The following is an 11,660-nucleotide window of genomic DNA, read 5'->3' as shown; positions in this document are numbered from 1 at the left end:
GGGGTTGGCGCCTAATGCCTCACCCCGGCGGGGCGGGTGTAGTTATGGAACAGCCGGTAGGCCTCCAGCGCCACGAGTGGCAGAACCGTGGCCCAGAGCACGCGGTGGTCCAGCCTGATCCAGTACCAGTGAAGTGCGGCGGCGATGACGGAGACATAGGCCAGGCGCTGCAGCGGCTTCCACCAGAGGCCCAGCCGGTGCACGCTCGCATCATTGCTGGTAAGGGCCAGCGCGAAGAGTGTGACGAAGGCGAGCCAGCCCATGATGAATTCAATGTACTGCATGTCAAACAGCACGACATGCAGATTGGACTGGCGGATGAGATAGACGCAGAGATGCGCTGCGGCATAGAGGAAGGTTGCCAGGCCAAGGTCCCGCCTGCGCTTGAACAGCCACATGGGCCAGTGAGGCCCAAGGCCCAGCTGCTTCATGAGAAGCCGCAGCGGCGTTATCGCGAGTGTGAGGACCAGCAGGCGCATGGCCCATTGGCCTGACTGATCGAGCAGCAGGCCGAAGCTTCTCAGGTGGAAGAAGAACTGCCAGGCCGTCCACAGGGCAGGAAGCGCAAGCAGGAGCCTGAAGGCCAGATGCGAGTCGATGAGGCGCTTCAGCACCTCAGATCACCTTGCCGGGGTTGAGAATGCCCTTGGGGTCAAGCGCCTGCTTGAGGCTGCGCATCAGCGCCAGCTCCTCGGGCGAACGCGAGAGGTGCAGATAGGGCCGCTTCAGCGTGCCGATGCCGTGCTCGGCCGAAATGGAGCCGTGATAGTTTCCGAGTACGCGATAGACGATCTCGTCCACGTCATGCATGTCTTCGCCCGGTCCATAATGCGTGCCCACACAGATGTGCACATTGCTGTCGCCCACATGGCCATAGAAGGACACATGCGCCTGAGGCCAGCGCGCGAGAAGTGCTGCCGTGCAGGCTTCGGCATAACCCCCGATCTGGCCGATGGGCAGGCTCACATCGAAGTTCAGGAGATTGGGCAGCACCTCGATGGGGTGGCCCTCGCGCACTGACCACATCTCGCGGGCCTGCGCATGCGAGCGTGCAACGAGTGCATCCTGGATCAATTGATCCTCCAGGCAAGCGGCGAGGAAGGTTTCGATGTCATCCACCGGCATGGTGCTTTCGAGGATGACGCAGAAAGGGTGGCTCCCCTCAAAGACGCGAAGCTTCAGCGCCTGCGTGTTGAAGGCGAAATAGTCCCGCCACATGGCCTCGAAGGCGAGGATGCCGCCAAGGACGGACTGGGCGCGCCGGAGCAGGGCAACCACGTCCTCATAGCGCTGAACGGCGCAGAGCACCGTGGTGATCTCGCCCGGCGGCGGGTGCAGCCGCAGCACGGCGCGGGTGATGATGCCGAGGGTTCCTTCGGAGCCGATGAAGAGATGCTTCAGATCATAGCCCGCATTGTTCTTGAGCATGCGGTTCATGGACGACAGAATGGTGCCATCCGCCAGCACAACCTCAAGGCCCAGCACCTGCTCCCGTGCCATGCCATAGCGGATGACCCGGATGCCGCCCGCATTGGTGGAGAGATTGCCGCCGATCTGGCAGGAGCCGCGCGAGCCCAGATCGAGTGCCAGGAACAGGCCATTCTCCACCGCAGCCCGCTGGCAGTCTTCGAGCGGCGTTCCGGCTTTCACCACCATGGTGGCGGAGGCTTGGTCCACTTCTTCGATGCCGCGCAGAAGCTCAAGGCTGACGGAGAACGCATTCCCCGCCGCATTGGCGCCACCGGCAAGCCCGGTGAGGCCGCCCTGCGGAATGACGGGAGCCCCCGCTGCATGGCAGAGCTTCATGATGGCGGAGAGCTGCGCGGTGCTCCGTGGGCGGAGCACCGCGCGCGGCAGTGATGTGCCGGTGCCGCTCATGTCTGACGTGGTGCGGGCGGCCAGAGTTTCGCCTTCGATCACACCGCCCTCACCAAGCGCGCTGCGCAGATCCTCCAGCAGGCTCATAGCGATTTCGTGACCCCGCCATCGATGCGGATCATCTGGCCGGTGACGTAGGAGGCCTTGGGGCTCGCGAGGAAGGCGGCAACGGCCGCGAATTCCGCAGGTTCGCCATAGCGGCCAACCGGAATGTCCCCGGATGAGTCCGAAACGATCTGTGACACGGGAACGCCGCGCGCTTCCGCCTCGGCTGCGTTGAGCTTGTCGATCCGCTCCGTGGCAAAGCTGCCGGGGAGCAGCATGTTGACGGTGACGCCATCTGGCGCCACCTGGCCCGCCAGCGTCTTCATCCAGCCCGCCAGGGCGGCACGGAGCGAATTCGAAATGGCGAGGCTGGCAAAGGGCTCCACGATCGAGGTGGAGGCAACCGAGAGGATGCGGCCGAAGCCTTGCGCGCGCATGTGGGGCAGCACCAACTCCGTCAGCCGCATCTGGTTCAGCACCATGATCTCGAACTGGCGCCGCCACAGATCGGGCTCGACCTTGGTGACGTCCACGGGCGGCGGACCGCCGGAATTGTTGATCAGAATGTCCGGCATTCCGAAGGCTGATACAGCAGCTTCGATCTGGCTCCAGTCACCCATGTTAGCGGGAAGGGCCATGGCGTTCATGCCTTGCGCGCCCCAATCCGTTACAAGCCTGTTGAGCTTATCCGCATTGCGGGCGAGGAGCCCGACCTTGCAGCCTTCACGCGCCAAGGCTTCCGCAATGGCAGCGCCCAGGCCCTGGCTTGCGCCGCAGACGAGGGCCGTCTTGTTTTTGAGATCGAGATCCATGGGCTGGAGTTCATCCGCTTTTCAGCTGTGACGCAAGATGACGGGCGGCCCACACGGCCGTCGAGAAGCAGGCCTGCAGCAAATAGCCACCGGTGGGGGCCTCCCAATCCAGCATTTCGCCCACGCAATAGGTGAGCGGCGCCTTGTTGAGCTGGAAATGCGCGTCGAGCTCCTCCAGGGCAACGCCGCCGGCGGATGAAATGGCGCGGGTGATGCCCGCCGGGCGTTCCAGCTTCAGTGGCATGGCCTTGATGCCCTTGGCATCCGGCGTGGTGCCGGTTTCACGCAGCAGGTTGATGGCGACGGGTGAGAGGGCTGCGGCCTTGCGCAGATAATTCGAAAGCGAATCCTTGCCGCGCGGCTTTGCGAGGCGCTGGGCCAGAACCTCCTCCGTCAGGTCAGGGCGGAAGTCGATCACCAGCGGATGGCCGGGTTTTTCGCGCAGGCCCTTGGAGACGGCATAGATGGCGCCGCCCTCGATCCCCTCCTGCGAGATCATCAGCTCGCCGCGCACGCGCTTTCCGGCATAGGTGAGTGCGATGTTCTTGACCGGGGTGCCAGCGAATTTCTGGCGGAACACCGGTGACCAGTGGACGAGGAAGCGGCTGTTCGCGGGCTTGAACGGGTGAACGGCGATGCCCTTCTCCGCGAAATGCGGCAGCCAGCGCGCATCCGAGCCCAGCTGCGGCCAGCTGGCGCCGCCTAAGGCGAGGATGGTGGGCGTGCCGTCGAAGCCCTGCCATTCCGAGCGGGTGACGAGCTTCACGCCCAGCTGCTCCAGCCGCCGGAGCCAGGCACGCAGCAGCGGCGAGGCCTTCATCTGCTTGGGGAACACGCGCCCCGAGGAGCCCACGAAGGTTTCGATGCCGAGCCCATGGGCCCAGGCGATGAGCGCATCGGGCGGGAAGGCCCGGATCGCAGGTTCGAGAAAGCCCTGGGCCTCGCCATAGCGTTCGAGGAAAGCATCCAGCGGTTCGGAGTGCGTGAGGTTCAGCCCGCCGCGGCCTGCGAGCAGGAATTTGCGGGCGGGGGCCGGCATGTGGTCATAGATGGTGACGCTGTGCCCCGCGGTGGCCAGAATTTCAGCCGCCATGAGGCCTGAAGGACCCGCTCCGATGATCTTGACCTCTGCCACTGTGCTTCTCCCGCTTAAGCACGGCTTTTGCCGGGATGGAGAGGCGATGCAAGGGGTTTCTCCGCGGGGGTAGACGATGAGGGTCTCTCACCCCGAGTCCCGATGCCGAAGCGGCCCTCATCCGCCGCTTCGCGCCACCTTCTCCCATCCTTCGGACGGGAGAAGGCAAAATAGGAAGGTCTTCACAATTATATACTTGACAAAAGTGTCGGTGGAGGCGATATGTAGGTCATCAACGGAGAGGCGCACATGTTTGATCCACCCGGACACCCAACAGCAGGCTTCCTAAGCTTCGCCATCCTGACCGAACTGATCGACACACTTGTTGAAGCTGGGATCATCATTCCCGCCGACAGGACAGCCCTCTACAAGCGGGTCGCTGAAAAAATCGGCCAGCTTCCTCGCGCTGACAGCGAGATCGCTCAAAAGTTCATCCGGGATAGGATGATCCAGAATAAATAGCTCGAACACAGAAGTTTTTTCCATGACTGACCTCCAAAATCCCATCTTCACCGATCTGGATAAAGCCCGCGAAGCACTTGAGGCTGTGCGCTGGCCGAACGGTCCCTATTGCCCCCATTGCGGCAACTCCGACCCCGAACTCATTGCCAAGATCGAAGGCAAGAAGAAGTCACATCGCCCCGGCCTGTACTACTGCAACGAGTGCAAGGGGCAGTTTACCGTCACCGTGGGCACCGTCTTTGAGCGTTCCAAGGTGCCGCTCACCAAGTGGTGGCTGGCAACTCATCTCATGTCGTCCAGCAAGAAGGGTATTAGCGCCCACCAGCTGCACCGCATGCTTGGCGTCACCTACAAGACCGCTTGGTTCATGGCTCACCGTATCCGTGAGGCTATGGGCGACATGAACCCTCCCACGATGGGCGGCCCCGGCAAAGTAATCGAAGCAGACGAGACCTATTACGGTAAGCTGGAAACGCCGCGCCCTCGTAACAAGTATTCTCCCAAGCCCACGAAGGGCGGAACGTTCGGCAGCGCCAATAAGCGCACCATCTTCGGTCTGGTTGAGCGCGGAGGGGAGGTTCGCACCTTCCACATGCACCGCGCCACCAAAGAAAGCATCCGTGAGATCGTCGTCAAGAACGTTTCTCGCAAGTCTGACCTACACACCGACGAAAGCCGCCTCTACACCGAACTCGGCAAGGAATTCACCGCACACAGGACGGTCAACCATCGTTCTGGCGAATACACGAGGGGCACCGTCCACACGAATACGGTTGAGAACGTCTGGTCAGTGTTCAAGCGTGGCATGCGCGGCATCTATCAGCATTGTGGCGAAGCCCATCTTCACCGCTACCTTGCCGAATTCACCTTCCGCTATAACAACCGCGCTGCCCGCAAGGTCTCAGACCGTGAGCGTACCGAGAAGATCATGGAAGGCATCTTTGGCAAGCGCCTGACCTATCGGCGGATTGGTGAAACCCAAAACGCCTAAGCAATTGGCTAGGCGCTTGTGGTGGATGAGGCGAAAGAAAGACTCCAATTCCCCTTAACCTTGGGTAATATATACCCCGCCGACGAACTCACCTTTCTGTCCGCTCTGTGGCTGTAAGCAGGGCCTCAGCCCGAAAGGGGGTGATTAGTATGGCTCGTACAACAAAGATTGGTCGCAACGCGGGAAATGGGCAGTTCACGACGGTGAAAACTGCTCGCGAAAAGCCCAAAACCCATATCGTTGAGACCATCAAGTACGAAGACGAGAAGGACAACTAGTCCTTAGCGTCGGAGCGGCGGGGCTTCTTGACCGGAGACCCGCCGTCTTTCTTCTCACCATCAACTGGTGATTTGTCAATGTGCGGCTTGTGAGGCATTGCGGCCAGACGAGCCATCACTTTTGCAGCTTCCTGCAATTCTTCCTTGGGGGTTCTTGCCATGACAATTTCATACCACGAGGAACGACAAATCTTCTATTACGAACTGGGGCTTGCGATTACCCAGTGGGCGCACGTCGAACACGCGCTTCAGCATTTGTTTACATCATCTTTCGCAGCGTACGATCCAGTAGTCGGAATGACGTTCAACGAGATTGAGAACTTCCGTTCCAAACAGACCGTGGCGGACTGCGCCATAAAAATGAACATCAAGTCAAAACATCACGATGAATGGGCAGATTTGCTGGATCGCCTCAAGCAGAAGGGCAGCACTAGGAACCGAATTGCTCACAACTACGTCAAACTGTATCCCGACAACAAACCTGGACGCCGGTTGCTTTTGCCCCACGGCAATGGATTGGGGATTAGAGACATAGCCTTATACCGATACGAGTTTTACGCGCTGAGCACTGATCTGCTCAACTTCGCGAATAAGGTCACCGGCAAGAAAGTGCCGCCACTATCACTCGACGAACCACCAAAGAGTCCGCTGAGCTTGAAGTTTCTATTAAACCAGATGCGCGCAAGCACTGAACCCCCGCATCGACCATTGCGGGGGTAATCTCGATAGCGTCGGCCTGTCGGGTAGTAGGTTTGTCAGATTTCATCACTTTTGTCACGTATATAATTGTGAAGGTCTTCCCTTCTCCTGTTGCGAAGCAATGGGAGAAGGTGGCCGAAGGGCGGATGAGGGCTTCTCTCCACACGTCCCGATGTCGAAGGGACGTAAGTGAAGAACCCGACTTAAGCGGCTTCGCGGGTGAGCGGCTGGCACATGCAGTGGACGCCGCCGCCGGCTTGCAGGAACATGGTCATGTCCGGGTCATAGACGGTGAAGCCCGCGGCGCGCATCTTCGCGTTGAGGTCCTTGGCACTCTCGGTCGAGAGAACGCGGTCCCCGCCCAGCGTCACCACATTGCAGCCAAGGGCCATCGTCTCCTTGAAGGTGGCGGGGATGATTTCGATCTTCTTGGACTTGAGCCAGGCAATCACGTCATCCTCCGTGGTCTCGAGGCAGACGGCGGCGCAGTGCTCGTTCAGCATGCAGACCATCAGGTCGATGTGGACGTAGAACTGGTCGATGGGGGCATATTTGATTTCCCAGCCTTCCTTGGCGAACCAGTCCGCCGCCTGGCGTGCCGCCACCTCTTCCGAGCGGTGATCGGTGTAGCCCACCAGCGCCAGCCCATCGCGGATGATGTTGAAGTCGCCGCCTTCGAAATTGCCGGCGGATATCATGTCATAAATCGGAATGTTGTTTTCGAGATAGAAGCGCAGGACAGCGGCATATTCGCCGCGGCGGCGCGGGTTGGCGAGCTGGCAGACAACCGCGCCATAGGGTGACATGAAGGAGGAATCCCGCGCATAGACCTGATAGGGGTTGGTCATGTCCAGCGGCAGGAAATGGGTGGTGACACCGGCCTGGTTGTAGGCATCCACCATCTCGCGGTGCTGGCGCATGGCCACCTGCTTGTCGAACTTGTAGCCCTTGCGCATCGTGTCCCTGACGAGGGAAGACCATTGGGCGTTTTCAAGGCCCATCCAGCGGAAGCTTTCGGCAGGCCCCAGGAGAACGTCCTTCAGAATGCCGGTTTCGGACTTGATCTGGAAACGGCCCGTCATCTTGGGCGTTCCGCCTTCTTCGCGGCGGGCACGCAGTGGCATGGTGGCGTTCGTCATGATGTTTCTCTCCCTGATGATTGAGGAGACTAGGGCAGGGCCACGGCCCCCGCCATACCGCAACAGGGTTAGCCGCGGCTGCCCAGGAACCAGCGGAAGAGTTCCCCCTGGGAGGAGACGCCGAGCTTCTCATAGATGTTGCGGCGGTGGACGCGCACGGTTTCGTTCGAAATCTTCAAGGCGGCACCAATGGCGCGGGCCGAATGGCCTTCGAGCATGAGATTGACCACTTGCGCCTCGCGCTGGGTGAGGCCCGATGCAATGGGCTTGCATGCACTGGTGGACGCCGCCGCCGCGATGTGGCGGCTGGCCATGGGACCGGCAATCTCACAGTGGCGGGTGACGCAGGCTTGGAACAGTTCGGTTGAGACGTGGAGCGCCTTCCCATCCCGCGCGGAGAAACGCGGGCGGCTGGTGCTGCGCGAGAAGGACATGAACACGGTCTCGCTGCCGCTCGCCGGAATGAGAAGGCCGATCATGTCCTCAACCCCGATCAGCGCGAAATAGCGCCGGTGATATTCGCTCTGCGCGAAGCCCTTGGGGGCGATGTCCCTGACCCGCGCCACCAGCGGTTCTTTCAGCTTCTGTGCGGCGCGGTAGAAGGGGCTCAGCACATAGACGCCCGACAGATAGTCGCCATAGAGCCAGGCGCGTTCGGCGGGCTTCAGCCGGTCCACCAGAACGGCTGGGGGTGCGGCCGGATGGAAGACCATGAGGGCCGCTGCATCATGGGCGAGGCATTGACCGGCGGCATCCAGCAGCGCATCGGCAAAGCGCGGCGTGCCGAGGGCCAGCACCAGCCGGGCTTTGGCACCTGTCTGCTCCATTGAGGCCTCAACCTTCCGCCTGCTGCCCGTCCCGGTTGATCTATGCCGGGCGAGCGCCTAACCGTAGGACAGGCCGGATGATGGCGCAGCCACTGCCGGGCCACAAGACAAGGGGTATGACGTTTGCGCGCTTTTCTTCTCGTCCTGTTGTCCGTCCTCACCCTGTGCGTCAGTCCGCCGTCCGAGGCGCGGCCGAAGAGCTCGGACAGCGGAACACCTTCGGCTTCTCTGAAGCCCGGAACGCTGGTGAGCTACACGCGCATCGGCCTGCCCCGCCTCTACCGCGCCATCGCCTGGCGCATTCTCTATGTGACGCGCGACTATCAGATGCGGCCCATTCTCTCGACCGGTGTTGTGGTGCTGCCCGACAATGCGCCGCGCGTGCCCATGGACCGCAAATTCATCGCCTGGGCCCACCCGACGACGGGCATCGCGCGGAAATGCGCGCCATCGCTCAGGGCCGCGCCGACGAAGGCGATCGGCGCCCTCAACGACATCGTGGCCAATGGGCTTGTCGTCGCCGCCACGGATTATCCGGGCCTCGGCACCGATGGCCCGATCGGCTATCTCGTGGGCAAGGGCCAGGCCTATGCGACGATTGATTCCGTCAGGGCCGCCAAGCAGATCCCCGGCGTGGGCGGCGGCAAGGATTTCGGGCTCTGGGGCTATTCGCAGGGCGGCCATGCGGTGCTGTTTGCGGCACAGCTCGCCCAGCAATACGTGCCAGAACTCTCGCTCAAGGGCGTTGCCGCCATTGCGCCGCCGACCGATCTCGCCACGCTGCTGAGCGCCAATCAGGGCTCGGTTGCGGGCCGCATTCTCGCCTCCTTCACGCTCTCCTCCTGGCACAACAAATATGGTGCGCCGCTGAGCATGATTCTGGACAGCCAGGATCAAACGCTGATCGACGAGGTGGGGCGGAGCTGCATTGATGATCTGGGCGGCAAGCTTGATGCGCTGGCGGCACAGAAGAACCTGACGCAGAAGTTTCTGAGAACCAATCCCGCGCAGATCATTCCGTGGTCGGACCTGATGGTGCAGAACTCTCTCTTCGGCCTCAACGGGCGGGTGCCGGCCCTCATCATTCAGGGCGGTGCTGACGAGATCGTGCGCCCGGCCGTCACCACGCAATTCGTGCGCGCCGCCTGCCGCGCCGGCGCCAAGGTGGAATATGTGACGCTGAACGGCAAGGGCCACGGCGGTGCCATGGACGCGGGCAGCACGCGCGCGGTTCTCTGGCTCGCGGGACGGATGAACGGAACACCGGCGCGGAGCAATTGCCGGTAGTGGGGAGAGGAAATCTGTTCCCTTCTCATATCGGCTGCGCCGACGGGAGAAGGGAATGAATACTCAGTAGCTCAGATCGAAATAATCGCTTTCGGACATGGCGTAGAATTCAACCACGCCGCTCTTGCCCGGTGTTGTCGGATAGTCCGGGTGAGACTTGAGGTGGCGCATGCCGATGCGGCGGGCGAGCTTGGCGGAGGCCTGGTTGCCGCCCATCACCTTGCACCAGATGTTTTCGGCCTTGAGACGCTCGAAGGCGATGCTGACCAAGGCACGGCCGATTTCGGTGCCGAGCCCCATGCGCCACATGGCGGGGTGGAGGCCCCAGCCGATTTCCACTGTCTTCGGCCGCTGCATGATAAGAAACCCATCGCCGATGGCTTCGCCCGAGAGTTTTTCTTCCGCCGCGAGGTGGAAGATCGAGCGCCGGTCATCGCCCTGCCGGGCGACGGCACGGGTGACGAAGGACCGGATGTCCCGCTCGTCCTTCAGCCGGACGGCGATATGGCGCTGGTAGTTTTCCTGCATCATGAAATTGCAGAATGCAGCCGTGTCCCTCAGTTCGATCTCGCGCAACACGAGCGAGGGCGACTCCACGGCGGAAAGCTTCGTGATGATCGTCATGCTGCTGCCTCCTCAGGACCCGGCATCACTATCCATGAAACCATGACGCAACTGCGGCACCGAATTCGGGTCCATCTGCTTATGTCTCTACTTTTGGCAAGCCGCGTCAAGGAATTCTGCACAAATTGGTGCCATAATCGGGAAATAGACAATTGCTGCTCGAAACTGGTTGAGCCGTCATGCCCCGCGCTGCCCTCTTGTTTCTGCCCGCCATCGCCGTTCTGGCCGCCGCCGGACCGACGGCCGTTGAAGCCCGCAGCAAGTCCTTCTGCCGGGAATGGGCGGAGGATGTGGCAAACCGCAACAGCCCCCAAGATCAGGCAAATGGCCAGATCATGGGCGCCGCCCTGCAAAGCCAGGGCGAACCGTCCGGGAGCGATCTCTTCCCTCAATCCGGAAACCACGCCGCGGCAGGCGCCAGCGAGGCGGATGGCGAATGGCAGCTAGTTTTCCGCCGCGCCTATGCGGAGTGCCGCGCCTCCTGAGGGCTCAAGCCCTGTGGCGGCGCAGGAAGTCCAGCACGGGCGGGGCCACCTGGTCCGCTGCCTCCAGCAGGATGGCGTGGCGCAGCACCGGCAGGATCACCAGTTCGGACTGGGGCAGCGCATCCGCAATCAGCCGGTTGAGGCGCGGGTTGCAGCCGCCGTCATTCTCGCCCGTCAGCACCAGGCTGGGGTGGCTCACCTCGTGAAGCCAGGGTGACATCTCGGTTTCGGCATAGATGTCAAACACCGAGAGGAAGACTTGAGGGTCCGTATCGATCACCTGCTGCATGCGCCTGGTGATCACATCCGGCTTTCGCTCTGCGAATTCCGGCGTGAACCAGCGGTCCTTCAGCGTCTCGAGCACCTGGGGAATGCCCTTCGTCCGCATCGCTGCAACCACGCCCTTGACCTTGGCGCTGTCATCCGCGGTGCGGAAAGCGGCTGTGGAATAAAGCCCCAGGGTCAAGACATGCTGCGGATATTTCCGGGCATAGGCAGGGCCGATCATGCCGCCCAGCGAATGGCCGGCGAAATGGGCCTTCTCGATTCCGAGTTCCTTCCGGAGGGCCTCGAGATCCTCCACCAGATCATCGAGCGTGTAGGGTGCTTCAGGCTTGGGTGAGGCGCCGTGGCCGCGCAGATCATAGGAGATGCAGCGGTATTCGGGTTTGAGGAACGGCACCAGCCCCGCGAACGAGGCGCGTGAAGCGCCAATGCCATGAATGAGGAAGATCGGTTCCCCCTCGCCTTCGACAGAGAAGGCGGATCTGATGGGAGAGGCCATCACGTCTTGTCCGGATATTTTTCGCTCATCATCTCATGGCCCTTGGCCCAATCCTGCTTGTCGACATCGGTGAAGATGATGTCGAAGGCTTCGGGCTTGCCGCCCCCGGCGCCGCGGATGAATCCGTCGACCAGCTCCCTGGCAATCGCCTTCTTCTGTTCGGGCGTGCGGCCCTTGAACATTTCAACCCTTATGATGGGCATTGCGTATCGTC

Annotated in this window: 15 protein-coding genes; 5 read left to right on the top strand and 10 right to left on the bottom strand. The window is 61.6% G+C overall.

Annotated elements, in window-relative coordinates:
• Positions 1-11 precede the first annotated feature (11 nt).
• The 4 genes from ACO06F_RS04630 to ACO06F_RS04615 are packed head-to-tail and all read right to left on the bottom strand — an operon-like array spanning position 12 to position 3,828.
• The gene (locus ACO06F_RS04630; protein WP_421695517.1) at positions 12-614 is read right to left on the bottom strand and encodes a ferric reductase-like transmembrane domain-containing protein; all 603 of its coding nucleotides are present in this window, start codon (positions 612-614) and stop codon (positions 12-14) included.
• 1 nt (position 615) lies between these two features.
• Complete coding sequence (locus ACO06F_RS04625) at positions 616-1,965, bottom strand: FAD-binding oxidoreductase (RefSeq protein WP_421695516.1); 1,350 nt, start codon at positions 1,963-1,965, stop codon at positions 616-618.
• Positions 1,962-2,735, bottom strand: a complete 774-nt coding sequence (locus ACO06F_RS04620) for an SDR family oxidoreductase (RefSeq protein ID WP_421695515.1) — start codon at positions 2,733-2,735, stop codon at positions 1,962-1,964. The genes ACO06F_RS04625 and ACO06F_RS04620 overlap by 4 nt, the downstream gene beginning before the upstream one ends.
• Before the next feature lie 10 nt (positions 2,736-2,745).
• Positions 2,746-3,828: an NAD(P)/FAD-dependent oxidoreductase gene (locus ACO06F_RS04615; protein ID WP_421696622.1), complete on the bottom strand. Its 1,083-nt coding sequence runs from the start codon at positions 3,826-3,828 to the stop codon at positions 2,746-2,748.
• 291 nt (positions 3,829-4,119) lie between these two features.
• Between ACO06F_RS04615 and ACO06F_RS04610 the strand changes: the two genes are divergently transcribed.
• Positions 4,120-4,332, top strand: coding sequence for a hypothetical protein (locus tag ACO06F_RS04610; RefSeq protein WP_421695514.1), 213 nt, complete (start codon positions 4,120-4,122; stop codon positions 4,330-4,332).
• Between the two features lie 22 nt (positions 4,333-4,354).
• Positions 4,355-5,323, top strand: a complete 969-nt coding sequence (locus tag ACO06F_RS04605) for an IS1595 family transposase (protein ID WP_421695513.1) — start codon at positions 4,355-4,357, stop codon at positions 5,321-5,323.
• 274 nt (positions 5,324-5,597) lie between these two features.
• Here ACO06F_RS04605 and ACO06F_RS04600 read toward each other — a convergent pair whose 3' ends face one another.
• Entirely contained in the window at positions 5,598-5,762 is a 165-nt protein-coding gene (locus ACO06F_RS04600; protein ID WP_421695512.1) for a hypothetical protein, read from the bottom strand.
• On the opposite strand from ACO06F_RS04600, the gene ACO06F_RS04595 reads away from it, so the two are divergent.
• Positions 5,761-6,321 (top strand): hypothetical protein, encoded by a 561-nt coding sequence (locus ACO06F_RS04595; protein WP_421695511.1) that lies wholly within the window; start codon positions 5,761-5,763, stop codon positions 6,319-6,321. The genes ACO06F_RS04600 and ACO06F_RS04595 overlap by 2 nt on opposite strands.
• 182 nt (positions 6,322-6,503) lie before the next feature.
• Here ACO06F_RS04595 and ACO06F_RS04590 read toward each other — a convergent pair whose 3' ends face one another.
• Together ACO06F_RS04590 and ACO06F_RS04585 are read right to left on the bottom strand one after the other, a co-directional pair.
• The gene (locus ACO06F_RS04590) at positions 6,504-7,439 is read right to left on the bottom strand and encodes a dimethylarginine dimethylaminohydrolase family protein (protein WP_421695510.1); all 936 of its coding nucleotides are present in this window, start codon (positions 7,437-7,439) and stop codon (positions 6,504-6,506) included.
• A 68-nt stretch (positions 7,440-7,507) separates the two neighbouring features.
• On the bottom strand, positions 7,508-8,266 hold the full coding sequence (locus ACO06F_RS04585; RefSeq protein ID WP_421695509.1) for a helix-turn-helix transcriptional regulator: 759 nt from the start codon (positions 8,264-8,266) through the stop codon (positions 7,508-7,510).
• 123 nt (positions 8,267-8,389) lie between these two features.
• Here ACO06F_RS04585 and ACO06F_RS04580 point away from each other — a divergent pair, with 123 nt between their 5' ends.
• A complete protein-coding gene (locus ACO06F_RS04580) occupies positions 8,390-9,553 on the top strand; it encodes an alpha/beta fold hydrolase (protein ID WP_421695508.1) in 1,164 nt (387 codons plus the stop codon).
• Positions 9,554-9,616: 63 nt separating this feature from the next.
• Here ACO06F_RS04580 and ACO06F_RS04575 read toward each other — a convergent pair whose 3' ends face one another.
• Entirely contained in the window at positions 9,617-10,177 is a 561-nt protein-coding gene (locus ACO06F_RS04575) for a GNAT family N-acetyltransferase (protein WP_421695507.1), read from the bottom strand.
• A 179-nt stretch (positions 10,178-10,356) separates the two neighbouring features.
• Here ACO06F_RS04575 and ACO06F_RS04570 point away from each other — a divergent pair, with 179 nt between their 5' ends.
• Positions 10,357-10,662, top strand: a complete 306-nt coding sequence (locus tag ACO06F_RS04570; protein ID WP_421695506.1) for a hypothetical protein — start codon at positions 10,357-10,359, stop codon at positions 10,660-10,662.
• Between the two features lie 4 nt (positions 10,663-10,666).
• On the opposite strand, the gene ACO06F_RS04565 is transcribed toward ACO06F_RS04570, so the two are convergent.
• Both ACO06F_RS04565 and ACO06F_RS04560 read right to left on the bottom strand, forming a co-directional pair.
• Positions 10,667-11,446: an alpha/beta fold hydrolase gene (locus ACO06F_RS04565; protein WP_421695505.1), complete on the bottom strand. Its 780-nt coding sequence runs from the start codon at positions 11,444-11,446 to the stop codon at positions 10,667-10,669.
• Positions 11,446-11,649 (bottom strand): tautomerase family protein, encoded by a 204-nt coding sequence (locus ACO06F_RS04560; protein ID WP_421695504.1) that lies wholly within the window; start codon positions 11,647-11,649, stop codon positions 11,446-11,448. The genes ACO06F_RS04565 and ACO06F_RS04560 overlap by 1 nt, the downstream gene beginning before the upstream one ends.
• Positions 11,650-11,660 lie beyond the last annotated feature (11 nt).

Origin of the sequence: Aestuariivirga sp., from assembly GCF_965227715.1 — a bacterium.
Classification (GTDB): Bacteria; Pseudomonadota; Alphaproteobacteria; order Rhizobiales; family Aestuariivirgaceae; genus Aestuariivirga.
The sequence above is the reverse complement of the archived record's forward strand: the minus strand, read 5'-3'. Positions and strand labels throughout refer to the sequence as shown.